The sequence below is a fragment of the Streptomyces oceani genome (assembly GCF_001751245.1).
In the GTDB taxonomy this organism is placed as follows: Bacteria; Actinomycetota; Actinomycetes; order Streptomycetales; family Streptomycetaceae; genus Streptomyces; species Streptomyces oceani.
The window spans coordinates 123,141-147,438 of the sequence record NZ_LJGU01000133.1 but is presented as its reverse complement, the minus strand read 5'-3'; the positions used below and the strand labels follow the sequence as shown (position 1 = coordinate 147,438).

General features: G+C 70.2%; 16 protein-coding genes. 9 read left to right on the top strand and 7 right to left on the bottom strand.

The window, feature by feature from the left end; genetic code table 11:
* Positions 1-4: 4 nt before the first annotated feature.
* The gene (locus AN216_RS18320; protein WP_070197775.1) at positions 5-1,411 is read right to left on the bottom strand and encodes an APC family permease; all 1,407 of its coding nucleotides are present in this window, start codon (positions 1,409-1,411) and stop codon (positions 5-7) included.
* A gap of 161 nt (positions 1,412-1,572) precedes the next feature.
* Complete coding sequence (locus tag AN216_RS18315) at positions 1,573-2,478, bottom strand: class I SAM-dependent DNA methyltransferase (RefSeq protein WP_070197774.1); 906 nt, start codon at positions 2,476-2,478, stop codon at positions 1,573-1,575.
* A 270-nt stretch (positions 2,479-2,748) separates the two neighbouring features.
* On the opposite strand from AN216_RS18315, the gene AN216_RS18310 reads away from it, so the two are divergent.
* Together AN216_RS18310 and AN216_RS18305 are read left to right on the top strand one after the other, a co-directional pair.
* The gene (locus tag AN216_RS18310) at positions 2,749-3,516 is read left to right on the top strand and encodes a PIG-L deacetylase family protein (protein ID WP_070197773.1); all 768 of its coding nucleotides are present in this window, start codon (positions 2,749-2,751) and stop codon (positions 3,514-3,516) included.
* Between the two features lie 429 nt (positions 3,517-3,945).
* Positions 3,946-4,599 carry a M23 family metallopeptidase gene (locus tag AN216_RS18305; RefSeq protein WP_070197772.1) on the top strand — a complete coding sequence of 218 codons (654 nt, stop codon included), beginning with the start codon at positions 3,946-3,948 and terminating at the stop codon, positions 4,597-4,599.
* Between the two features lie 50 nt (positions 4,600-4,649).
* Here the strand turns inward: AN216_RS18305 and AN216_RS18300 are convergent, their stop codons facing one another.
* Together AN216_RS18300 and AN216_RS18295 are read right to left on the bottom strand one after the other, a co-directional pair.
* Entirely contained in the window at positions 4,650-5,330 is a 681-nt protein-coding gene (locus tag AN216_RS18300; RefSeq protein WP_070197771.1) for a methylated-DNA--[protein]-cysteine S-methyltransferase, read from the bottom strand.
* A gap of 151 nt (positions 5,331-5,481) precedes the next feature.
* Complete coding sequence (locus AN216_RS18295; protein ID WP_079166729.1) at positions 5,482-6,372, bottom strand: glycerophosphodiester phosphodiesterase; 891 nt, start codon at positions 6,370-6,372, stop codon at positions 5,482-5,484.
* A gap of 156 nt (positions 6,373-6,528) precedes the next feature.
* Between AN216_RS18295 and uvrB the strand changes: the two genes are divergently transcribed.
* The 4 genes from uvrB to AN216_RS18275 all read left to right on the top strand — a co-directional run bounded on the left by uvrB (position 6,529) and on the right by AN216_RS18275 (position 12,896).
* The gene (gene uvrB / locus AN216_RS18290) at positions 6,529-8,682 is read left to right on the top strand and encodes an excinuclease ABC subunit UvrB (protein ID WP_070197770.1); all 2,154 of its coding nucleotides are present in this window, start codon (positions 6,529-6,531) and stop codon (positions 8,680-8,682) included.
* 155 nt (positions 8,683-8,837) lie between these two features.
* Positions 8,838-9,416 (top strand): TerD family protein, encoded by a 579-nt coding sequence (locus AN216_RS18285; protein WP_070197819.1) that lies wholly within the window; start codon positions 8,838-8,840, stop codon positions 9,414-9,416.
* Positions 9,417-9,535: 119 nt separating this feature from the next.
* Complete coding sequence (locus AN216_RS18280; RefSeq protein ID WP_070197769.1) at positions 9,536-11,605, top strand: TerD family protein; 2,070 nt, start codon at positions 9,536-9,538, stop codon at positions 11,603-11,605.
* Between the two features lie 292 nt (positions 11,606-11,897).
* On the top strand, positions 11,898-12,896 hold the full coding sequence (locus AN216_RS18275) for a TerC family protein (RefSeq protein WP_070197768.1): 999 nt from the start codon (positions 11,898-11,900) through the stop codon (positions 12,894-12,896).
* 133 nt (positions 12,897-13,029) lie between these two features.
* Here the strand turns inward: AN216_RS18275 and AN216_RS18270 are convergent, their stop codons facing one another.
* The 3 genes from AN216_RS18270 to uvrA form a co-directional block, all read right to left on the bottom strand.
* Complete coding sequence (locus AN216_RS18270) at positions 13,030-16,440, bottom strand: phosphodiester glycosidase family protein (protein WP_070197767.1); 3,411 nt, start codon at positions 16,438-16,440, stop codon at positions 13,030-13,032.
* A gap of 353 nt (positions 16,441-16,793) precedes the next feature.
* Positions 16,794-17,237 (bottom strand): QcrA and Rieske domain-containing protein, encoded by a 444-nt coding sequence (locus tag AN216_RS18265; RefSeq protein ID WP_070197766.1) that lies wholly within the window; start codon positions 17,235-17,237, stop codon positions 16,794-16,796.
* Between the two features lie 99 nt (positions 17,238-17,336).
* Positions 17,337-20,345: an excinuclease ABC subunit UvrA gene (gene uvrA / locus AN216_RS18260; protein WP_070197765.1), complete on the bottom strand. Its 3,009-nt coding sequence runs from the start codon at positions 20,343-20,345 to the stop codon at positions 17,337-17,339.
* Between the two features lie 178 nt (positions 20,346-20,523).
* On the opposite strand from uvrA, the gene AN216_RS18255 reads away from it, so the two are divergent.
* The 3 genes from AN216_RS18255 to AN216_RS18245 form a co-directional block, all read left to right on the top strand.
* Positions 20,524-21,243 carry a maleylpyruvate isomerase family mycothiol-dependent enzyme gene (locus AN216_RS18255; RefSeq protein WP_070197764.1) on the top strand — a complete coding sequence of 240 codons (720 nt, stop codon included), beginning with the start codon at positions 20,524-20,526 and terminating at the stop codon, positions 21,241-21,243.
* 182 nt (positions 21,244-21,425) lie between these two features.
* Positions 21,426-22,082 (top strand): MBL fold metallo-hydrolase, encoded by a 657-nt coding sequence (locus tag AN216_RS18250; protein ID WP_070197763.1) that lies wholly within the window; start codon positions 21,426-21,428, stop codon positions 22,080-22,082.
* On the top strand, positions 22,079-24,298 hold a 2,220-nt coding region (locus AN216_RS18245; RefSeq protein ID WP_170843161.1), incomplete at its 3' end, for a DEAD/DEAH box helicase family protein. The genes AN216_RS18250 and AN216_RS18245, both read left to right, overlap by 4 nt.

Sequence of the window (24,298 nt, the reverse complement as noted above, 5' to 3'; positions counted from 1 at the left end):
GGGCTCAGGACCGGGACAGCTCCGACTTCCCGGACCGCTTGTGCTCCGCCCGGAGAAACAGCTTGTTCACCACCCACAGCGCCACTCCGATCGCCACCAGGACACCGGCCCGGATGTACACCCCGGTGTCCCGGTCCGCCAGCGGACTGGCCAGCACGAGCGCGGTGACCGCGCCCAGTACGGGCAGCACCGTGGGCGTACGGAAGTGCGCGTGCTCCACCGGGTCCCGGCGCAACACCAGCACGGCGATGTTGACCACGAAGAACACGCACAGCAGCAGGAAGGAGGTGGTGTCCCCGAGACCGCCGATCTCGCCGGTGGAGACCAGCCCGATCGCGATGATCGACACGAACACGATGCCGGCGATCGGCGTGCGTCGGTTCGGCAGGACGCGGCCCATGCCACGGGGGAGAACCCGTTCGTTGGCCATGCCGTACACCAGCCGGGAGGCCATCATCAGGTTGATCAGCGCGCTGTTCGACACCGCGAACAGCGCGATCAGCGCGAACAGCTTGGGCGGGAACTCGATGCCGCCAGCCTTGACCACCTCCAGCAGCGGGCCGCTGGACTGCTCCAGTGTGCCGGCGGGAACCAGCAGCGAGGAGATGAGCGCCACCAGGACGTAGACCGAGCCGGTGATGGTCACACCCAGGAAGATGGCGCGGGGGAACGAGCGTGCGGGCGACTTCGTCTCCTCCGCCATGTTCACGGAGTCCTCGAAGCCCACGTACGCGAAGAACGCCAGGGCGGCCGCGCCGAGCACGCCGCCGAAGACCGCGCCCGAGCCCTCGCCGGTGTCGAACTCGGTGAGCCGGGCCGGCTCACCGTCGCCGCTCAGCACCGCGACCACGCCGATCGCGATGATCACCAGCAGACCGGTGACCTCGACCACCGTGAGCACCACGTTGGTCTTCACCGACTCCGCCACCCCTCGCAGCGTGAGCGACGCGAGCGCGAGGATGAAGAGGATGGCGATCAACGTGGGCGGGATGTCCACGAACTCCTGCAGGTAGTCGCCGCTGAACGCGCGAGCGGCCGCGCTGGCGGAGGCCAGCCCCGAGCACATCACCATGAAGGCGATGATGAAGGTCAGAAAGGGCAGGTTGAACGCTCGTTGGGTGTAGAGCGCGGCACCCGCCGCCTTCGGGTACTTGCCGACCAGTTCGACGTACGAGGCCGCGGTGAGCAGGGCGACCAGGAAGCTGATCACGAACGGCACCCACAGGGCGCCGCCCACCTTGCCGGCGACCTCGCCCGTGGTGGCGTAGATGCCGGTGCCGAGGATGTCGCCGACGACGAACAGGATCAGCAGGCCGGGTCCGATGGCCCGCTTGAGTGGCGTGCCGTCGCCTCCGTAGGCGGCGCCGGCCTGCGCCTCGGCCTCGGACTCGGGTTCGGGTGGCTTCTGCATGGAGGCGGGACTCCTCCTACTGGCTGTTGGGGGCGGCCTGTTCACCGGCGAGGCGGCGCCGGACGGGTCGGACGGTCGGGACGCCTGTTCGGGCCGCTCGGGTCACCGGCCCGGGCGGCCAGTGGAACCGCCGGCGGGTCCGGGCTTTCGAGGGCGAGCGGCTACGTGTCGGGCGTCTCCGGGGTCTTTCGGGCCGAGGTCCTTCGGGGCGGCTCCTTCCGGGGCTTCTTTCGGGCTGGCTGCTCGGCGGTCTGGGTGGGGGCGGCCGTATCCGTCACGCTCTCGGCGGCGTTCGCCGCCCTGACCCGCATCTTGGACTGTTTGTGCGGGAGTTCCTCCCAGTCGTCCATTACCCGGGCGTGTAGACCGTGCACCTCGGCGAGCGCGGCGAGCGTGCTGGGCCGGTAGTAGAAGTCCTCGTTCAGGACCTGGTGTTCCTCGCCGTCGGTCCGGTTGTAGGTGAAGTCGAAGAAGCCACCGGGGGCGAGGACACGGCCGACGTGTCGGAAGCACTCGTCGATGACCGTGAGCGGGGAGTGCGAGAAGACGCTGTGCGCGTGCACCACGTCGAAGGCGTCGTCCGGCAGATGGGTCAGTCGGAGGTCCCCGACGATCGTGAGATACGGCAGCTTGTGTTGCAGACCCTGGTCCGCCAGGGTCTGTTGGGCGGCGAGCAGGATGTCCGGGGAGATGTCGACGCCGTGGTAGTGGCCGGACTCGAGGTAGTCGATGAAGCGGTGGCCCGCCCGCAGGTTGCCGCAGCCGATCTCCAGCATCCGGTCGTCCGGGGACAGCCCGTGCCCGGTGAGGTAGTCGAACTGCATCTTGCCCAGAGCGTTCCAGCGTTGCTCGGTGGGCGTGCCGACCGCTCCCCGCGGGTTCCTGCTGGTGTCCGACTTCATCACGGCACGGTAGTACGCGACGTGGTCGCCGCGGGTCCTGCGCCGGATGTTCCAGTCCCGAGCGAGTCGACGCAGGTACGGGGCGATCCGCGTCGGATGCTGGGTGGCGTAACGGACCTGGTGCGCGAGGGACGAGCGGTTGCGCGTGCGGTTCCGCGTGGGCATGGGGATGTGCCTTTCGGGTGGTGCTCGTACTGCATGCGATTGAAGGGCAGTGCTGACGACGTGTGAACCAGGGGGTTGGCAGAATCGTGGAGAGACATTGTGTCCGAGGTGTGAAGCGGCGAGTGCGGGACGTGCCCAAGGTCGGGGCCCTGATCAGGCGGAACACCGGTCCGAGGAGTGAGAGCGGGGAGCCGGGTTGACGCCCGTTCACCGGCGGCACCGGACGGTGGCCGCTCCCTCCAGGGCGAAACGGTGTACGGAGGACGGAAGATGAGCCAGCAGGACGCGGTGTTCGGGGAGCGATCGCATCAGCTGGAGCCGATGCCGGAGGACTGGCAGCGGGCGCTGGCGGTCGTCGCCCACCCCGATGACCTCGAGTACGGCGCCGCCGCGGCCGTGGCCGAGTGGACCGCGGCCGGACGTGAGGTGGGCTACCTGCTCGCGACGCGTGGTGAGGCCGGCATCGACACCCTGGAGCCGGTGGAGTGCGCCCGGACGCGGGAGGCGGAGCAGCGGGCGAGCGCGGCCCTGGTAGGAGTGCAGGACGTGACCTTCCTCGCACACCCGGACGGCATGATCACCGAAGGGGTGGCGTTGCGGCGGGACATCGCTGCGGCGGTACGGGTCTGGCGTCCGGAGTTGGTGATCACCCTCAATCACCACGACACGTTCGGCGGCACCCACTGGAACACCCCGGATCACCGGGCGGTGGGCCGCGCCACGCTCGACGCGGTCGGTGACGCCGGCAACCGCTGGATCTTCGCTGACCAGCTGACCGAGGACGACCTGGAGCCCTGGGCGGGAGTGCGATGGGTCGCCGTGGCGGCGTCTCCGGCGCCGACGCACGCGGTCGCGGTCACGGAGGACTCGGTGCGGCGGGCGGTGGCTTCGCTGGCCGAACACCGTGCCTACCTGGCGGCGCTCAGCGACCAGGAGCCGGCGGCGTACGCCCGATCCTTCCTCTTGCCGGCCATGGACGAGGTGGGGGAGCGCTTCGGCGGACGGCGCGGGGTGGCCTTCCAGGTGTATCCACGCTGAGCCTTACGGACGGCCGCGCCCGCGAGCCCCGGTAAACACGTGTGCCAGGTCACAGAAAACCCCCGGTCATACCTCAGGGCTGGTGAGGTGCAGCACAGGCGATAAGCGGAATACGAGACGGGGTAGGACGCCACGCGGCGATACGACCGCCGATCCTCGGCTTCGTATTCCCGGAAATTCCTCATTCGTCAGCTCAGCGCTGACCCGGCGTATGCCCGGGCACACGCCGGCGGAGTCCGTCCGATGAGTGCTGACCGTAGTGACTCGCTGACGCACTCAGACGGTGTCCTGATCATATCTTTTCATCATGAACGTACGTACATGCCTAGTAACCGCGGGTTTTGGGGCATGACGGAAGAGCGGGTTACCAATGTCCGTGTCTTGGCGGAAAGCCATGGAATCCCCTGAATTTCCGGAGGAAATACCCGCATGTTCAAGAAGATCACCCTCAACAGCGCCGTCCGTCCCACCCGTGGCAAGGTCGCAGTGCTCACCGCAGGGCTCGGCGTATCGATGATGGCGGGCGCCGGCGTCGCTGCGGCGATCGACGCGAACACCACGCAGGACTCCTTCGCCGCCGCCACGGCGGGCGATCTCGCGAAGTCCACCCAGAAGCAGGCCGACGCCCAGCATCAGGCCGCGGCGGACAAGGAGAAGAAGGAAGCCAAGAAGGCGAACTCCTGGGTGAAGCCCATCTCCGACAAGTACACCCTGACCGCGTCCTACGGGACGGGCGGCGACCGCTGGTCCTCCGACCACTCGGGGCAGGACTTCGGTGTCCCGACGGGGACCGAGGTGAAGGCCGTGCACGAGGGCACGGTCGTGACCGCCGGCGACGGCGGGGCGTACGGCAACAACATCGTGATCGAACACGACAACGGCAAGTACAGCCAGTACGCCCACCTGTCGAAGTTCGACGTCTCGGTGGGCGACAAGGTGAACACCGGGGAGCGCATCGCCAGCTCCGGCAACACCGGTAACTCCTCCGGTCCGCACCTCCACTTCGAGGTCCGGGACACCCCCGCCTACGGTTCGGCGGTAGACCCGGTGCCCTTCCTGGAGAAGCAGGACGTCAAGCTCTGACGCGTACGCACTGGCGGCGGCGCCCCGCCGCTCGACCCGCGCGGCACGGATCAGTCCAGCGGGAACAGCGGTTCGGGGAGTACGCCCTCCAGGGCGAGCAGGGCACGCTTCGTCTCCAGTCCGCCGCCGAACCCGCCTATTCCACCGCCGCTCTCCAGCACCCGGTGACACGGCACCACCAGCGGCAGCGGGTTCGCCCCCATGGCGAGGCCGACCGCCCGGGCGGCGCCGGGCTCGCCGACCCGGTCGGCCAGCGTCTGGTAGCCCACCGTGCCGCCGTAGGGCACCCGGCTGGCCAGCTCACGCAGCACCAGCTCGTGGAAGCCGCTGGTGAGCGACCAGTCCAGCGGCACCGTGAAGCCGCGCGAGGACCCGTGGAAATAGGCGGTCAGCTCGTCCACCGTGTCGCTCAGCACCCGCACCGGGTGCGCGGCGGTCACACCCGCCCCCGCGGCATCCGGATCGGCAGCGTCGCCGATGCCGGAGCCGCCCTCCGGGGCGGCCCGTCCGGTGCCCCCGGCGGCGGCCGTGTCCCACGACGAACCCCGGCCGTACGGCAGCGGCGCGACACCCCGTCGCGCGCGCAGCTCACCGACGGCCCGCTCGGTGACGTCCGCGTGGGCGTGGAAGCACACTCTCAGCAGCCCCACCTCGGTGGCCGCCAAGAGCAGCGGCCCGATGGGGGTTTCGAGGCGGGTCCAGGCCCAGCCGGTCGATGAGGTCCGCGACACACCCGTACCTTACGGGCTGTCGCTGACACCGGCACCGGCGTACTGGTGTCAGCGGCATCGGCACGGGCGTACGGGCGTCGACACCGGCGCCGGCGCCGCTGTGGGCGAACCGCTGCCGGCGGCTTGCCGTTCGCTCGGAGCGCGCCGCGGATCAGCCGCCCGTCGCGTCCCGCACCACGTCCGGGACGTTCGAGATGATGCCGTTCACGCCCGCCTCGGCGACCCGCCGGGCCTCCGTGGCGTCGTCGACCGTCCAGGTGTGCACCTCCAGCGGCTCACCGTGCGGTCCGGGCACCGCTTGTACGGCGTCCACGTAGTCCTTGGTGACATCGGTGTGCCTGGGGTTGATCTGGTCTGCGAACTCGGCGTAGGACGCCAACTCGTCCGTGCCGGGCGTGCCGAGGAATCCGGTCCGCACGGCTGGCTCGAGGTCGTGCACGGTCCGTACGGAGTCCGCCTCGAAGCTCTGGACGACCAGCCTGTCGCGCAGGTGCTCGCGGTCCAGCCAGCCCTCGTTGCTGAGTTCCTTCAGGGTCTCGCCCTCGATGCCGGGATAGTCCTGCGGGGACTTCAGCTCCAGCAGCAGGTTCTGGTCATGGGCGCCGACGCGGTCCAGGTACTTCTCCAGGGTGGGCACCCGGGCTCCGGCGAACTCCTCGTCGAACCAGCTTCCCGCGTCCAGCCGGGCGATCTCCTCGGCGGTGAAGTCGGACACCCGCCAGGGAGCGCGGTCCGGATAGACCCGCTCCACGTCCGTCGTACGGTCCAGTGTCGTGTCGTGCATCACGACCAGCTCGCCGTCCCGGGTGCGCTGCACGTCGTTCTCGACCCACTCGATGCCCAGCTCAGCGGCCTTGTCCACGGCGGCGAGGGTGTTCTCCGGGGCGTATCCGGAGGCCCCGCGATGGGCGACGACGAGCGGGCTGTCGGCGGCCTCCGGGTCCTGCTCGGAGGCGGCGGCGATGGACGGGGTGCCGGCCAGGAACATCGCGGTCATCCCCAGCAGGACACTCACGGCAGTGGTACGGGGGCGGTTCGACATGACGACTCCTCGTGTCGGTTTACGCACGGACCGTAGGAATTCTGCCCATTGGTCACTACACGCAACCGATCAGTCGGTTACCGTGAGTTGAACGAGTGACGACGGTCCTCCTCGCCGTCCCCGCGGTTGTCGTAGCCGCGCCGTACCGTGGACGGCATGCGGCCAGTCACTGAGATCGAACGGAAAACGGCCCCCTTCGAGGTCGTCAGCCCCTATCAACCCAGCGGTGACCAGCCGGCGGCCATCGAGGACCTGGCCCGGCGGGTCGGGGGCGGCGAGAAGGACGTCGTGCTGCTCGGCGCGACGGGCACAGGCAAGTCCGCCACCACCGCGTGGATGATCGAGAAGCTCCAGCGGCCGACTCTGGTGATGGCGCCGAACAAGACCCTCGCGGCCCAGTTGGCCAACGAGTTCCGGGAGCTGCTGCCGCACAACGCCGTCGAGTACTTCGTGTCGTACTACGACTACTACCAGCCGGAGGCGTACGTCCCGCAGACGGACACCTACATCGAGAAGGACTCCTCGATCAACGAGGAGGTGGAGCGCCTGCGGCACAGTTCCACCAACTCGCTGCTCACGCGCGGCGACGTGGTGGTGGTGGCCTCGGTGTCCTGCATCTACGGCTTGGGGACCCCGCAGGAGTACGTCGACCGGATGGTTCCGCTCCGCGTCGGTCAGGAGTATGACCGGGACGAGCTGCTGCGTCGCTTCGTCGACATCCAGTACACGCGGAACGACGTCTCCTTCACCCGCGGCACCTTCCGGGTGCGTGGCGACACGGTGGAGATCTTCCCGGTGTACGAGGAACTGGCCGTCCGGATCGAGATGTTCGGCGACGAGATCGAGGCTTTGTCCACCCTGCATCCGCTCACCGGCGAGGTCATCTCGGACCACCGGGAACTCTTCGTCTTCCCCGCCTCGCACTACGTCGCGGGGCCGGAGCGGATGGAGCGGGCCATCACCGGTATCGAGGCGGAGTTGGAGGAGCAGCTCGCGCTGCTGGAGCGGCAGGGGAAGCTCCTGGAGGCGCAGCGGCTGCGGATGCGGACGACGTACGACATCGAGATGATGCGCCAGATCGGCACCTGCTCCGGAATCGAGAACTACTCCCGGCACATCGACGGCCGCGATCCGGGCTCGGCCCCGCACACCCTCATCGACTTCTTCCCGGACGACTTCCTGCTGGTGATCGACGAGTCACACCAGACGGTGCCGCAGATCGGCGCGATGTACGAGGGCGACGCGGCACGTAAACGGACGTTGGTCGACCACGGTTTCCGACTGCCCTCCGCTATCGACAACCGGCCGTTGAAGTGGGAGGAGTTCCTCGAGCGGATCGGTCAGACGGTCTATCTCTCGGCCACCCCGGGCCCGTTCGAGATGGCCCGGGGCGACGGTGTGGTGGAGCAGATCATCCGGCCCACCGGTCTGGTGGACCCGGAGGTGGTGGTCAAGTCCACCGAGGGTCAGATCGACGATCTGGTGCACGAGATCCGCACCCGGACGGAGCGGGACCAGCGGGTCCTGGTCACCACGCTCACGAAGAAGATGGCGGAGGATCTGACCGACTACTTCCTCGAGTTGGGCATCCGGGTCCGCTATCTGCACAGCGACGTGGACACGCTGCGGCGGGTCGAGCTGCTACGGGAGCTGCGGACCGGCGAGTACGACGTGCTGGTCGGCATCAACCTGCTGCGCGAGGGGCTGGACCTGCCTGAGGTCTCGCTGGTGTCGATCCTGGACGCGGACAAGGAGGGCTTCCTGCGCTCCGGCCGGTCCTTGATCCAGACCATCGGCCGGGCCGCGCGGAACGTCAGCGGGCAGGTGCACATGTACGCCGACAAGATCACTCCCGCGATGGAGAACGCCATCGAGGAGACCAACCGGCGGCGGGCGAAGCAGATCGCCTACAACACCGAGCGCGGCATCGACCCGCAGCCGTTGCGTAAGAGGATCGGGGACATCGTCGCGGACATCGCGCGCGAGGACGTCGACACCGAGCAACTGCTCGGCACCGGATACCGCAATGTCGGCGGAGACAAGGACAAGCCGGCCAAGGCGCCGGTGCCGGCCCTGGGCGGGGCGGCGGAGCGGGCGCAGACCGGTGGGGGGCCGAAGGGAGCCGAGGGCGAGGGGAGCGGACTCACCGACCGACCCGCGGAGGAACTGGCCCAGCTGATCGAGCAGATGACGGAGCGGATGCGGGCCGCCGCCGCGGAGCTGCAGTTCGAGGTCGCGGCCCGACTGCGGGACGAGCTGGGGGAGATGAAGAAGGAGCTGCGACAGATGCGCGAGGCCGGGCTGAAGTAGCCGATGTGCCGGGGCGAGTGTTGCAAGACCGCCACAAAGCGCCGAGGCCGCGGCCGGAGTGTCAGTCGCACTGCATAGGGTGCGGGAAGTACTGCGTAAGCTGCGGTGAGCCCGCCGTGATGACGGCGGGGGAGAACGCTGAGAGGGGTACCGCTGTGACGGTCAACATGACCAAGGGCCAGGCAATCAACCTGCAGAAATCCGACGGGGGCACGCTGACCGCGGTGCGCATGGGGCTGGGCTGGCAGGCAGCTCCTCGTCGTGGACTGTTCGGCAAGCGTTCCAAGGAGATCGATTTGGACGCCTCCGCGGTGCTGTTCGCGGACAAGCAGCCGGTGGACGTGGTCTTCTTCCGGCACCTGGTGAGCGACGACGGTTCCGTTCGGCACTCCGGCGACAACCTGACCGGTGGAGCCGGCCAGGGTGGCGACGACGAGGCCGTGATGGTCGACCTGCAGCGGGTGCCGGTGCACATCGACCAGATCGTGTTCACGGTCAACTCCTTCACGGGGCAGACCTTCGCCGAGGTGGAGAACGCCTTTTGCCGGCTCCTGGACGAGACCACTGGCCAGGAGATGGCCCGGTACACCCTGACCGGTGGCGGCCAGTACACCGCGCAGATCATGGCCAAGATGGGCCGTCAGGGCGGCGGCTGGCAGATGACCGCGATCGGCGAGCCGGCCAGCGGACGTACGTTCCAGGACCTGATGCCCTCGATCGTCCCGCACTTGTAAGGACCAGTTCGCAGGACCGGGCCACGCCCGGGGCCGTGTGCGAGCCGGAGCCACGGGTGCGGACCTGGTCGGCGTCGTACGGGGTCTGTGTTGATGCGGAAGCAGCAGAGGGGTAGAACATGACGGCCGAGCTGGTTCGTGGACAGAACCACGCACTGCCCGAGACCCGCTTGGAGATCCGGGTGTCGTCCGGGAAGCCGATCGTGGCAGGGGCGACGCTCAACGACGAGCAGGGACACATGCGTGAGGCGGGCTGGATAGCGCACCCCGCCGATCCACACCTGCCCGGTCTGGAGGTTTCCAGACAGGCCGCTGCCGAGCACCGGCTGGCGGTTGACCTGGGGGCGCTTCCGGAGCCGGTGCACCGGGTGAACGTACTGCTGGCGCTTCCGAGCGGGGTGGGCGGACCGACCAGCTTCGGTGCCGTGACCGCGCCGTTCCTGGCGGTGACGGACCTGGACGGCGCCGAGATCGCCAATTACACCGTCATCGGCCTGGACAGAGAATCGGCCGTGGTGGCTCTGGAGCTGTACCGCAGGCACGACGTGTGGAAGGTACGCGCGGTCGGCCAGGGATACGCCGGTGGTCTGGCCGACATGCTGAGCGACCAGGGGCTGACGGAAGCCCGTCAACTCGCCGAAACCATCAACACGGCGGTCACGGAGGGTATGGCTCGTGCCGTGGCCCCGCCACCGGCCGCCGTCCGGGGAACCCGACAGGGCGCCACCTCCTCGGCCAGCGCCGCTGCCGGGACCACCCCGGCGGGGGCCACGTCAGCGGGCAGCACCTCGGCGGGCTCGGCCCACCGCAACTCTCCCAGCGGCGCCAACGCGCCAGCCTCCGGCGCAGGGGCCGCTCAGGGCGACGGCGAGGTGACCCGCGAAGGCGCCCGCGAGGGCAGCGCGGACGTACCAGCCGGCGGCGGCTCCGACGGTGGTCAGGTCAACTACCAGCACCCGAACCGCCGCCCCACGCAGCCGAGTCCGCCTCCGGCCGCCCCGCCGGCCCCCGCCCCCGCGACACCGCCGGCCTCCTCGGGTGGAGCGTCCGGGGCGCCCGCGCCGGTCGCTGGGGACGCCACCGGCTGGTCGATGGACGAGCGGCTCTACAACCAGGTCTGGGGCATGTTCGAGGACATGGCTCGTACGGTCGCCGCCTACCGCTCAGCGGTGGACTTCGCCGACTCACGCCGTGAGCAGGAGCTGGACAAGGTGCTCTCCGACCCCGCCACTCGGGTCGGTCCGGTCGCCGACGCCGCGCGTGAGCAGGCCAGGACCAAGCACACCCAGCTGGTCGAGCAGGCGAGTTCCGTGCTGGACCGGGACCTCTCACAGCTGCTGGCGGAGGCCGAGGTGGTGGAGCCGGCACTGCCCTGTCCCTTCGCGCGGTGGGACAACCCGGTCTGGCAGGCGTACGAGGTGCCCATGGAGTCGCCCATGGCCCTGCGACTCGGCGATCTGAGCCTGCCGGAGCGCACGGACCTGCGGATTCCGATGCTGGTGCGGTTGCCGTTGGAGCGTGGCCTGTGGATCGACAGTGGGAGCAGTGGTTCCGGCTCCACCCCGGTTAGCTCGGACGAGGTGCGCCGGCGCGCGGTGGAGGCCGCGGTGGCGATCGCGGCCCGGCTGGTGGCCGTGTATCCGGTGGACGACTTCACGCTGAACGTCATCGATCCGGCGGGATCCGCCGCGCCCTCTCTCGTGCCGCTGCTGGAGTCCGGAGCCCTGCGGGAGCCCCCGGCGGGAGGCGCGGCCGGTGTGACACAGACGCTGGAGCGCCTGACACAGCGTGTCGACCTGGTGCAGATGGCCGTACGCAACCGGGCCACCGCATCCCTGCCCCCGGACCTGGACACGGCCGAGCAACTCCTGGTCGTGCATGATTTCCCGCACGGCTTCGACGACCGCTCGGTGACCCAGCTGCGCTACCTCGTCGACGAGGGCCCCGCGGTCGGGGTCAACGTGCTCATGGTCGCCGACCGTGAGGAGGCCCAGGGTTACGGCCCGGTGCTCGATCCGCTGTGGCGGGCCCTGCTGCGGATCACGGCGGTGCCGGACGATCACCTGGCGGACCCGTGGGTGGGCCACGCCTGGACGTACGAGCCCATGCTGGCGCCGCCCGGAAGTTCCGTGCTCTCCCAGGTCCTCCAGCAGGTCGCGGTGGCCCGGCAGGCGTACGGCCGGCGCTGACGGATGTCGGTGCGGCGGAGCGGTCAGCCGGTCGGTCCGCCCCACCGGTGACCGGCCGGCCGTCGGCCTCCCAGCGGGTCAACGGGGGTCGTGCGAGCGGCGGCGGGGGTCTTTTTGCCTTTCCTTGACCCTCGTCTATGATAAGCGCAGCGGAGGGGAGTATTCCCAAGCTCGCGGTGTCCCCGTCAATACGGGTCGTCAACACGGCCCCGGGGTATCGGTCCGACGGCGCCGAGGCGTAGCCGGGCGGAAGAGACCTCCAGGCAACTACCGCCGGAGGTATAACGCATTCATGGATGTCTCTTTCTCCGTTTGGGTCCTGACGGTCGTGGGCCTCTGCGCCCTGATCGCGGTCGACTTCTTCATCGGCGGCCGCAAGCCGCACGAGGTCTCTATCAAGGAGGCCGGAATCTGGACGACCGTGTGGATCGTTCTCGCGGTGCTGTTCGGGATCGGTATCTTCCTGACCGCCGGGGGCCAGTCCTCCGGTGAGTTCTTCGCCGGCTTCGTCACCGAGAAGTCGCTCAGTGTGGACAACCTCTTCGTGTTCGTGCTGATCATGACGAAGTTCGCGGTGCCGTCCATCTACCAGCAGCGGGTGCTGATGGTCGGCGTACTGATCGCGCTGGTCCTGCGGGCCGGCTTCATCGCCGCCGGCGCCGCCATCATCTCGGCCTTCTCCTGGATCTTCTTCATCTTCGGCGGCTTCCTGATCTGGACCGCCTGGAAGCTCATCCAGGACGCGCGCAAGGGTGAGGACGACGAGGAGTACGAGGAGAACCGTTTCCTGAAGATGGTGGAGCGCCGCTTCCCCTCCACGGACCAGTACCACGGCACCAAGCTGTTCATCCAGGAGAACGGCAAGCGGCTGATGACCCCGATGCTGATCGTCATGCTGGCGATCGGCACGACGGACGTGCTCTTCGCGCTGGACTCCATCCCCGCGATCTTCGGCCTCACCCAGGACCCGTACATCGTCTTCACCGCCAACGCCTTCGCCCTGATGGGCCTGCGGCAGCTGTACTTCCTCATCGGCGGTCTGCTGAAGAAGCTGGTCCACCTGTCGTACGGCCTGTCGGTGATCCTCGGCTTCATCGGCGTGAAGCTCGTGCTGCACGCGCTGCACGAGGCCGGAGTGCACGTGCCGGTGATCAGCATCCCGGTCTCGCTGGGAGTCATCTGCGCCGTGCTGATCGTCACGACGATCACCAGCCTGTACGCCTCCAGGAAGCAGGCGGACTCGACGGACGACAAGTCCACGAAGGACGAGACCGCGGGGAAGGAACTCTGATCCGCGGCGTCCGGCGGGTGCGGTGTTGACGGCACCGCACCCGCCGACGCGACAGACCGCCGGGGCCGGACCCCGGCGGTCTCATGGGTAGCGCTCCGCTCCCGGGCTTCGGGATGAACCGAAACGAGAGTCCCTAACGCAGCACCACCCGCTGTTCCGCCCGTTCGCCGTTCACCCGCACCGTCAGCGTGACCGTGCCCTCGCGGAGCGCCTTGAGTGTCCCGCTGCCCGGGTCGTACGCGGCCACGCAGCGCCGCTGCGCACGCTTCGCCTCCCCGACGCAGAGGTTCCGGGAGGACCCCGACCAGTCCGCGCTCATCGGCCAGCCGACCGGCACCTTCCGTGCCTCCGGGCCCGTGCCCTGGCGTACCGTCGCCGAGGCCCGCGCGCTCTCGCCCACGGTCAGCCGCTCGGGTGCCCGTAGCGTCAGACCGTCGACATGCGCGGCGGCTCGTACGGCGAACCGCTGCTTGGTGTTCCCGCGCTGCCGATCCACGCCCACCATGGACCAGCCGGTGAACCCGCCGGCCTCGGGCGGTGCCGAGGGCGCCTTGCCGGCGTTCCCGTTGATCAGATACGGCACCCCGTCCACCCGCGCGGCGTGGAAGACACCGACGTGCGAGCCGACGAAGAGCGCCCCCTTGCCGGACCGTTCGCGGAAGTCGCCGAGCCACTCCTCGATCAGGTCGGCCTCCAGGCGGTCGGTGAGCTGGCTGGCCCGTTGCGGCGTCGGGTCACGCGGTGGCACGTGCTGGATCACCGCGACCGACCGGATATCCGGGTCCTTCGCCGCCGCGGTCAGTTGGCGGCGCAGCTCCTCGAACTGGTCGTACCCGCCGCCCCGCAGGGTCAGTGAGGAGGTGTCCAGGGTGAGGAACCGGGTCCCCTTGTGATCGAAGGTGCGTCGTGCGGGTCCGAACTCCTCCACGAACCGGTCGATTCCGCCTCCCATGACCTCGTGGTTCCCCGGCACGTAATACCAGGGCACGCTGCCGCCCAGTTCCTCCTCCAGCACCTGGCGCGCGAACCGCAGATCCTCGGGAGAGCCCTCGTCCACCAGGTCGCCGTTCACCACGACGAAGTCCGGCTTGGCCGCGCGGATCTCCCGGAGCGAGCGCCGCGCCTTCCGTACGGCGTCGCTGTCCGGCTCCCGGGCGACGAACTGCGCGTCCGACAGCACCGCGAACCGCCAGTCCCGCCCCCGTACGTCGGCGGCGGTGGAGATCAGGCGGTCCCGTACGGTCGGTGGGGCCGGCAGCTTCAGCTCGGGCGGAGTGTGGGCCACCAACTCGTCGATCACCACGCTGCCGGAGTACTGTTCGGCGCCCCGGGTCTCCGCCAGGTAGAACCGCTTGACGCTCAGTGGGTACGCCACCCCCTCCGGGACCTCGAAGGTGATCGTCCGCCAGCCCTCCCAGTCGACGTACGGTCCTCGCAGCACCTGACTGGTGCCGTTCGCGTCCACCAGCTGCAGCGAGGGCCAGGCCCCCTTGCCGTCGCCCCTCAGCGAGAGGGTGAAGCCCTGCGGCTGGCCGGAGACCGGGATCGGGCGTGGCGGGGTGGCGTACGCGGCGCGGGTCGCTGTCGAGCGGCCGAAGTCGTACGTCAACCGCAGCCCCGTCCCCGCACGGCCGTCCGGCTCCGGGGCGACCGAACCTTCCGCCCGGGCCCCGGCGAAGGTCCAGTCCGCGGCGTCGTCGAAGCCCGCGGCGCGCTGGTCACGCAGGCCGACGGTGACCCCGAGGGTGCTGCTGTGCCCGTCCACCCGCATCGTGACCGTGCCGGACACCTCCTTCCGGTCCGTACGGGCGGAGACGGTGAAACCGCCGTCCCGGACATTGGGCTGGATGGCGAAGAGGTCCCGGTCGTACTCCAGGGTGACGTCCGCGGGGGCGATGGGCGCGCTGTTGCCGTCCCGGTCGAAGCCGAGCACCCCGAACCCGGCCGTGTCCGCGCTGTCCGCCAGGGCCACTCGCCGCTCGGAGGGACGTACCCGCCGCAGCTCGCCCAGGACTTCCAGCCGGGTGTCGCCGCGTGCGTCGCCCTGACGCGCGGTCACCTGGGTGGTGCCGCGATCCCGGGCGTGGAAGGTGCCGTCCTGATCCACCGTGCCGACACGTGGACGCTTCGTACGCCACCGGGCGGCGCCCTCGGCGGGGCCGTACGTCTCGTCGTGGCCGGACGCCGTCAACTCCCGGCTCAGTCCCGGGAACACCCTCTCGGGATGTCCTTCGGGCACGGTGTCGGCGCTCGGCGCGTGGGCCGGGTCGGTCTCGGTGCTCACCCGGAATCCCCGGAGCTGTCCACTGCCGTCCGGTGCGGTGATGGCCAGGCCGTTGGGGACCTTCCGCTGCTCGCCATCCGAGGGGGCGTTGGTCACCTGCCGGCTGTCCGTGCCCGCCTGCCGGGTGACCAGGGTGGACGAGCCACCGCCGTCCAGGTTGAGCGCGTTGTACGCGCCCAGCTCCTTCATCATCCGGGCGAGTTCGGTCAGCGTGACGCCACCGGAGGCCGGCTGGCGTCCGTCGACGGTCAGGACGTGCATCGTCGAGCCGTCCTTGGAGAAGCCGACGGCGGTGCGCGGAGCGGTCTCGTTGTTCGGGCGGCCCTCCCAGTCCTGCGGCTGACCGTCCACGACGAGCAGGCCGCGTCCGCCCACGGCCGTCCGCGGCACCTCGCCGCTGTCGTCCGTACGCACGTCGTACCGCACCGACACGCGGTCGCCTGGCGACAGTTCGGCGAGCGTGGTCGCCCCGCCGCCCCGGCCCAGCAGTACGGTCGTTCCGGCGGGTATCGCGCCCTTGCCCGGCCCGTCCGCGACACCGGTCACCCGGCCGTCCCGTACGGTCACCTCGGTGACCTCCTTCGCCCCGGCCGTGGTCAGCGCCCGATCGGCGGCGCCCCACTGGGCGTTGTAGACGCCGACGCCGTCGTCCGGCACGTTCGCGGCGTTGTACGCGGCCAGTCGCCGCTCGCCCTCCGGCAGCGTGAGCGTGCCCTCGAAGTACAGGTCCAGGATGCGGCCGGCACCGTCCGGTGCGATGGCGACGGCCTCCTGGCTGCCCGGTTCCGCGGAGTGGGTGATCCGGCCGTCCCGGACGCCGTTGCCCAGCGGCGCGCCGGTCCCGTCGATGTCGAAGAAGTCGCCGTTGAGGGCCGCGACGGTGCGCCTGCCGGGGCCGGGGTCGTGCTCGGCGGCCAGCTCGCTGACCGTACGGCGGTCCGTGACCTTGCCGGAGGAGAGGTAGTCGACCCGCGCGCTGCCGTTCAGGTCGACGCTGAGCGCGTCCGCGCGCAGCCACTTGTCCGGCTTCAGCCGCTCGAACGAGGTCAGTTCGGTGCCGGGGGCGATCGGCCGACTGGTGCTGGACAGCTCCATGCCTTCGCCGGCCGGGCTGCCCGGGCCGCCGCCGAGGGGTGCCGGTGCGGATGGTGCGGCACGGTCGTCGGCCGCCGCTCGTACGGCCGACGCGTCGTGGGCGCTGGGTGGGGACGCCGCACCGGTGACCGCCAATCCGGCGATCAGGGCCAGTCCGGTGGCCATCGGAACCAGCGGTCGGGGAGGTGTGGGGTGGTGGACGCGAACTCTGCCGGATCTGCCGGATCTTCCGTGCTTCCCTACTCGAATCACAACATCTCCTACCGAGCCAGGAGTTGAGTGCGCCTTGTGCGCACACAGCCGCACAGAGTGGCAAGAGTGACCGGTCTACACCAGAGGTCCTGAGTGAAATGGGTGAGAACGGTGCGTAGGCGAGCTGGTGAGCGAGCGGAACCGTACCGGCCTCAAACGGCCTTGAGCCGATACGGTGCCGCCCCCATACCGGCCTGAGCGCGCCGAGGGTACGGTGCGGACCGGCTGGCACGCGCCACCCCGACCGGCGGTCACGGCGCTGTCGGTCAGACCCGCGGACCAGCGGTCAACTCGCCGCCCGCGTGCCGGATCGGCACCTCCGGCAACGCCTGTGTCGCCGGGCCGCGCAGTACCTCGCCCGTACGGACGTCGAACCGGCTGCCGTGACAGGCACAGTCACCATGCTGGCCCTGTACGGCGCTGAGCACGCAGCCCTCGTGCGTGCACACCGCGCTGAACGCCCGGAACTCCTCCTCACCGGGACGCGCCACCACCAGACGCTCCTCCCGGTACAGCTTCGCGCCGCCCACCGGCACCGCGTCGGCGGGGCCGAGCCGGACCGGGCCCGTGGGCGTGGCGGCGGCCTCCCCGCCCTCGTCCGAGCTGGAGCAGGCCGCACCGGTCACGCCGAGGGCCGCGAGCGCCGTGCCGCACAGTACGGTCCGGCGTGCGGTGTCCTGTCGACTGACGTGCTGCTCTTCGCTCTCCACCCGGGGCACCCTACGGCCAGCCGCCGGACGAGCCGTAGTCGACCTGCCGCTCGACGCCCCGCTTGACCGAAACCGTCCGGGGTGACCGGCCGGCGGCGGCTACTTCTTCCGGGCTCGCGCCGCCGTGGCCTTCTTCGCGGGGCTCTTCGCCGAGGTGCTCTTCTTCGCGGTGCTCTTCGCCGGGCTCCGCTCGGCGGCCGCCTTGTCCGCGGCCTTCCGCCTCCCGTGACCGGCCCCGCCGCCGATGGCGTGACCCGCGTCGCTCACCCGGTCACCCAGCAGATCCCGCAGGAACTTCCCGGTGTGGCTGGCCGGTTCCGCGGCGACCTGTTCCGGGGTGCCCTCGGCGACCACCAGACCGCCGCCGTGGCCGCCCTCCGGCCCCATGTCGATCAGCCAGTCCGCCGTCTTGATCACGTCCAGGTTGTGCTCGATGATGATCACCGAGTTGCCCTTGTCGACCAGCCCCTCCAGCACGCCGAGCAGCTTGCGGATGTCCTCGAAGTGCAGCCCGGTGGTGGGCTCGTCGAGGACGTACACCGTGCGGCCGGTGCTCCGCTTCTGCAACTCGCTGGCCAGCTTCACGCGCTGCGCCTCGCCGCCGGAGAGCGTCGGCGCGGGCTGGCCGAGGCGTACGTATCCCAGGCCGACGTCGTTCAGGGTGCGCAGGTGCCGGGCGATGGCGGGCACGGCGCCGAAGAACTCCGTCGCCTCCTCGATCGGCATGTCCAACACCTCGGCGATGGACTTGCCCTTGTAGTGCACCTCCAGGGTCTCCCGGTTGTACCGCGCGCCGTGACAGACCTCGCAGGGGACGTAGACATCCGGCAGGAAGTTCATCTCGATCTTGATCGTGCCGTCGCCCGAGCAGTTCTCGCAGCGCCCTCCCTTGACGTTGAACGAGAAGCGGCCGGGGAGGTACCCGCGGACCTTCGCCTCCATCGTCTCCGCGAAGAGTTTGCGCACGTGATCGAAGACGCCGGTGTAGGTGGCCGGGTTGGAGCGTGGCGTACGACCGATGGGGGACTGGTCGACATGCACCACCTTGTCGACCAACTCGTCGCCGTCCACCCGGGTGTGTCGACCGGGCACCATCTTGGCGCCGTTCAGCTCGCGCGCGAGGTAGGTGTAGAGGATGTCGTTCACCAGGGTGGACTTGCCGGAGCCGGAGACCCCGGTCACCGCGGTGAGGAGGCCCAGGGGGAAGCTGACGTCGATGTCCCGCAGGTTGTTCTCCCGGGCGCCGCGCACGACCAGCCGGCGCTCCCGGTCCAGCTGCCGCCGCACTTCCGGGAGAGGGATCGCCTTCTGTCCGGCGAGGTACTGCCCGGTCACCGACTGCTCGTTGGCCAGTAGTTCCGGCAACGGCCCGCTGTGCACCACCGCGCCGCCGTGCTCGCCGGCCCCGGGGCCGATGTCCACGATCCAGTCGGCGGTCTTGATGGTGTCCTCGTCGTGCTCCACCACGATCAGCGTGTTGCCGAGGTCCCGCAGCCGCACGAGGGTCTCCATCAGCCGATGGTTGTCCCGCTGATGCAACCCGATCGAGGGCTCGTCCAGGACGTAGAGCACCCCCACCAGCCCGGAGCCGATCTGGGTGGCCAGCCGGATGCGCTGTGCCTCGCCGCCGGAGAGGGTCCCGGCCGCCCGATGCAGCGAGAGGTAGTCCAGACCGACGTCGACGAGGAACCGTAGCCGCTCGTTGACCTCCTTCAGGACTCGCTCGGCGATGGTCTTCTCCCGGTCGGTCAGCGTCATGGCGCCGAGGAACTCCGCGCACTCGCTGATCGACATGGCGGCTACGTCCGCGATGGACCTGCCCTGTACGGTCACCGCGAGCACCACCGGCTTCAGCCGGGTGCCCTCGCACGCCGGGCACGGCACCTCGCGCATGTAGCCCTCGAAGCGCTCCCGGCTGGAGTCCGTCTCCGCCTCCTCGTACCGGCGCTTGACGAACGGTACGGCGCCCTCGAACGCCGTCGTGTACGCCCGCTCCCGGCCGAAGCGGTTCCGGTAGCGCACCTCGATCTGTGTCCGGTGACCGTTCAGCAGCGCCTTGCGGGCGCGCTGCGGCAGACCGGCCCAGGGGACGTCCGTACGGAAACCGAGGGCGTCGGCCAGGCCCCCGATGATCCGGCCGAAGTAGTCCCGGGTGTGCCCGTGTGACCAGGGATGGATGGCGCCCTCGTCCAGCGACTTGTCCTCGTCCGGGACGATCAGCTCAGGGTCGACCTCCATCCGGGTGCCGATCCCGGTGCACTCCGGGCAGGCTCCGAAGGGCGAGTTGAAGGAGAACGAGCGCGGCTCCAACTCCTCGAAGGACAGGTCGTCGTGCGGGCAGTAGAGGTGCTCGGAGTACATCCGCTCGCGCTGCGGGTCGTCCGACTCCAGGTCGACGAAGTCCAGGATCACCATGCCGCCGGCCAGTCCCAGGGCGGTCTCGACGGAGTCGGTCAGCCGTCGCTTGGCGCTGTCCTTCACCGTGAGGCGGTCCACCACCACCTCGATGGTGTGCTTCTCCTGCTTCTTGAGCTTCGGCGGGTCGGACAGCTGGATCGTGCTGCCGTCCACCCGGGCGCGGCTGAAGCCCTTCGTCTGCAGGTCGTTGAACAGGTCGACGAACTCGCCCTTGCGCTCCCGCACCAGCGGCGAGAGCACCTGGAAGCGACTGCCGGGCTCCAACGCGAGCACCTTGTCCACGATGGCCTGCGGGGACTGGCGACTGATCGGTCGCCCGCACTCCGGGCAGTGCGGATGGCCGATACGGGCGAAGAGCAGCCGGAGGTAGTCGTAGACCTCGGTGATGGTGCCGACCGTCGAGCGCGGGTTGCGTGAGGTCGACTTCTGGTCGATGGACACCGCGGGTGACAGGCCCTCGATGAAGTCCACGTCGGGCTTGTCCATCTGCCCCAGGAACTGCCGGGCGTACGCGGACAGCGACTCGACGTAGCGGCGCTGCCCCTCGGCGAAGATCGTGTCGAAGGCGAGCGAGGACTTCCCCGACCCCGAGAGTCCGGTGAAGACGATCAAGGAGTCGCGGGGGAGGTCGATGGAGACGTTCTTGAGGTTGTGCTCGCGAGCGCCACGGACGAAGAGACGGTCAGCCACGCCGGTACGGACCTTTCCATGTGTGCGGAGGGGCGGAGCCCCCGGCCCCAGGGTATGGGCAGCGCCGCGTGGATGTGACACGGATGCCGCACGGAGCGAGCATATAGCACGTGTATTCGATTTACGCGGGCTGTTGGCGACCTTCACCCGGACGAGTGGCGCCAGTAGGTTGGGGATCATGAATTCGCCTGTGCCTGATCCGCCCGCCGCCGACACGGTCTCGGACGTCGCCGCCGTGGGTGACGCCACCGACGGCCTGCTGACCGCACTCGCACTGTTGGACGACGACGCGCTGGCCGAGCCCTCGCTGCTGCCCGGCTGGAGCCGCGGCCACGTGCTGGCGCACCTCGCGCGGAACGCCGACGCGCTGTGCAACGCACTGCGGGGCCGTCCGATGTACAGCAGCGCCGAGGCCCGGGACGCGGACATCGAACGGGACGCCCACCGGGGCCTGGCGGCTCACCTCGACGACCTGAGCGACAGCGCGGACCGGCTCGAGCAACTGTTCGCCGGGCTGGGCGAGGAGGACTGGCGGCGCACCGTGGAGCTGCGCAACGGCGTGACCGACCTCGCCGCGGGCCTCCCGTTCCGTCGGTGGATCGAGGTGGAGCTGCACCACGCCGATCTCGGCATCGGCTACACCCTGGAGGACTTCCCGACCGTCTTCCTGGATCGGGAGACCGCCAACATGGCCGCCCGGTTCGATGGCCACCCGGCCATCCCGGAGGCCATCGAACTGCGCGCGGAGGACGGGCGCAGCTGGCGGACCGGTGCGGAGGGTGACGATCCGGTGGTGGTCGTCGGCCGGGTCGCCGCGCTGGTCGGATGGCTCACCGGGCGTACGAGCGGTAGTGGCCTGTCCGCCTCGGGGTCGCTGCCCACACTGCCCCCGCTGTGAGCCCCTGTGAGTCCGTGCGCTGACCCGCGAGCTGACCCGCGTGGTCGGCGGGCGTGGTCGGTGGGGCGGCCATCGGGCCCGGCCCCGCCCCCGCTCCCGGAGGGCGACCGGCGAGGGAAGGCTTCGCGTCAACTTGGCCGCCCGCGCAGCCGTATGCCGCACGCAACCTCTACCGTGTGACCATGCCTTATCACGGAACGGTGAAGGTCGGCGGTCCCGCCGATGTGCACGAGCTGGCCGAGCTGATGATCTCCAAGATCGCGGTCGGCCCCATGAACAACAACTCCTATCTGCTGCGTTGCCGGACGACCGGCGAGCAGTTGATGATCGACGCCGCGAACGAACCGGAGACGCTGCTCAAGCTGATCGGGGAGGACGGGATCGCCGCGGTGGTCACCACGCACCAGCACGGTGATCACTGGCAGGCCCTCGACACGGTCGTACAGGCCACCGACGCCCGTACGTACGCCGGCCGCTACGACGCGGAGGGCATCCCCGTCCCCACCGACGTCCCGCTGGAGGACGGCGACGCGATCCGGGTGGGCGAGGCACGGCTGACCGCCTGCCATCTCTCCGGTCACACTCCGGGCTCCATCGCGTTGATCTACGACGACCCGCACGGTCACCCGCACGTGTTCACCGGTGACTGTCTCTTCCCCGGTGGAGTGGGCAACACCTGGGAGGACCCGGAGCGCTTCCGTACCCTCCTGGAGGACGTGCAGACCAAACTGTTCGACCGGCTGCCGGACGAGACCTGGATCTATCCGGGACACGGTTCCGACACCACCCTCGGTGACGAGCGTCCGCACCTCGCGGAGTGGCGCGAGCGCGGCTGGTGACCGCGCACCCGGCGGTGGCCGAGGTGTTCGCCGCCAGCCGGCCGGGCGTGCGACCGCACGAGCACCAGACAGCGGTGCTGGACCGGCTGGCCGAAACCCTCGCCACCGGCCGGCGGCGCGCCTGGGTGGTGCTGCCGCCGGGGCTGGGCAAGACGCTGACCGGCCTGGAGACGGCCCGGCGGCTCGGGCGCCCGGTGGTGGTCCTCGGGCCGAACACCGCCATCCAGGGTCAGTGGGCCCGCGAGTGGGCCGCCTTCCGACCAGCCCCACCGCCGGCCCGGACCGACCGTGGGCTCAACGGTGCGGTGACCGTGCTGACGTACCAGGCACTCGCCTCCTTCGACCCCGACGCCGAGGTGGATGAGGAGGGCGGTGACCGGCTCGGGACGGCCGGTCGGCATCTCCCGCGGCTGCGGGCGGGCGGTCGCGAACTGGTCGCGGCGCTGCGCGCCCTGGACCAGGTCACGCTACTGCTCGACGAGTGCCATCACCTGTTGGACACCTGGGGCGAGTTGCTGGCGGAGCTGCTGCGCGAGCTGCCCCGGGCCACTGTGATCGGCCTCACCGCCACCCCGCCGGACCGGCTCACCCCCGGTCAGGCCGCGCTGGTGGAGGAACTGTTCGGGCCGGCCCTGCGCGGTCCCTCCATCCCCGCGGCGGTACGCTCCGGCCACCTCGCGCCGTACGCCGAACTGGCCTGGCTCACGCCGCCGACCGCCGCCGAGACCGAGTGGCTACGGAGCCAGACGGCCCGCTTCAATTCGCTCACCACGCAGCTGCTGGACCCGCACTTCGCCGCCAGCCCCTTCCTGCCCTGGCTCGACCAGCGGATCGTACGCCGCCGTACCGCCAGCGGCGAACGGGCGCTCAGCTGGCAGCGGTTCGCTCGCGAGCACCCCGATATGGCCCGTGCCGCGCTGCGCTTCCACCACCACGGTCTGCTCGCACTGCCCGAGGGCGCCCGGTTGCGTGAGGAACACCGCCGGGCGCCCGCCGCGGCCGACTGGGTGTGTCTGCTGGACGACTGGGTTCGTCGCTGTCTGCGCCGCAGCGCCGAACCCGCCGACGCCCGCGCGCTGGAGGCGGTACGAACCGCTCTGCCGGCCGTCGGATACCGGCTGACCCGCGCTGGCGTACGCGCCGGGCGCGCGCCGGTGGACCGGCTGCTGGCCCGCAGCGCCGCCAAGTCCGCCGGCGCGCTGGAGATCGCCGCCGCCGAACACGCCGCCCTGGGGGAGCGGTTGCGCGCGGTGGTGCTCTGCGATCATGAGCGCGCCACCGCCACGCTGCCCGCGGACCTCTCCGGAGTGCTGGACGAGCAGGCCGGTTCCGCCCGGCTGTTGCTGGGCCAGCTGGTCGCCGATCCGCGTACCGCCGTGTTGGACCCGATACTGGTCACGGGGCGAACGGTCGCGGCGGCTCCCGAGACCGCGCGCCGGTTCGTGGCGTACGCCGTGGCGCACGCCCCCGAGTTGCGGCTGGACGCGCCGCCCCAACACGCCGGGACGGACGGCTGCGTGGAGATCACCGGCGCCTGGACCAGCCGGCGTTGGGTCGCCCTGGTGACCCGGTTCTTCGAGGAGGGCGGCAGCCGGCTGCTCGTCGGCACCCGCGGAATGCTGGGCGAGGGCTGGGACGCGCGCGGCGTCAACACCCTCGTCGACCTGACGGAGGCCACCACGGCCACCGCCGTGGTGCAGTTGCGCGGGCGGGCGCTGCGTAGGGACACGAACCGGCCGGACAAGACCACGCACACCTGGTCGGTCGTCTGTGTCGCGCCGGGCCATCCGAAGGGCGGCGGCGACTGGGACCGCTTCGTACGGAAGCATGACCGATACCCGGGCGTCACGGAGACCGGCGAGGTGTTGACCGGCGTCGCGCACGTGCACCCGGGCCTGTCGCCCTACGGGCCGCCGGCCGAGGAGGAGTTCGACGGTTTCAACGCCCGGATGCTGCGCCGTGCCCGGGAGCGGGACGCGGTACGCGCGCTGTGGCGGGTCGGGGAGCCGTACGAGGACCGGCTGGTGCACACCGTACGGGTCACGTCGCCGGTCGCGCTCGCCGTCCGTCAGGGTGCCCGAACCGGCGGGCTGCTCTCGGAGCGCACGGGCGGCACGGGCGATCAACACGGTGATCGGCCCGCGAGCGCCGGGCCCCCGGTCGCCGTACCCGACCGGGGTGGCGTCACGCCGGGCGTGCCGCGCGGGCGCGCGCCC

Coding starts and splice junctions, on each gene's coding strand:
- AN216_RS18320 (WP_070197775.1), bottom strand. CDS start 1,411: ATGCAGAAGCCACCCGAACCCGAGTCCGAGGCCGAGGCGCAGGCCGGC.
- AN216_RS18315 (WP_070197774.1), bottom strand. CDS start 2,478: ATGCCCACGCGGAACCGCACGCGCAACCGCTCGTCCCTCGCGCACCAG.
- AN216_RS18310 (WP_070197773.1), top strand. CDS start 2,749: ATGAGCCAGCAGGACGCGGTGTTCGGGGAGCGATCGCATCAGCTGGAG.
- AN216_RS18305 (WP_070197772.1), top strand. CDS start 3,946: ATGTTCAAGAAGATCACCCTCAACAGCGCCGTCCGTCCCACCCGTGGC.
- AN216_RS18295 (WP_079166729.1), bottom strand. CDS start 6,372: ATGTCGAACCGCCCCCGTACCACTGCCGTGAGTGTCCTGCTGGGGATG.
- uvrB (WP_070197770.1), top strand. CDS start 6,529: ATGCGGCCAGTCACTGAGATCGAACGGAAAACGGCCCCCTTCGAGGTC.
- AN216_RS18280 (WP_070197769.1), top strand. CDS start 9,536: ATGACGGCCGAGCTGGTTCGTGGACAGAACCACGCACTGCCCGAGACC.
- AN216_RS18275 (WP_070197768.1), top strand. CDS start 11,898: ATGGATGTCTCTTTCTCCGTTTGGGTCCTGACGGTCGTGGGCCTCTGC.
- AN216_RS18270 (WP_070197767.1), bottom strand. CDS start 16,440: ATGGCCACCGGACTGGCCCTGATCGCCGGATTGGCGGTCACCGGTGCG.
- AN216_RS18255 (WP_070197764.1), top strand. CDS start 20,524: ATGAATTCGCCTGTGCCTGATCCGCCCGCCGCCGACACGGTCTCGGAC.
- AN216_RS18250 (WP_070197763.1), top strand. CDS start 21,426: ATGCCTTATCACGGAACGGTGAAGGTCGGCGGTCCCGCCGATGTGCAC.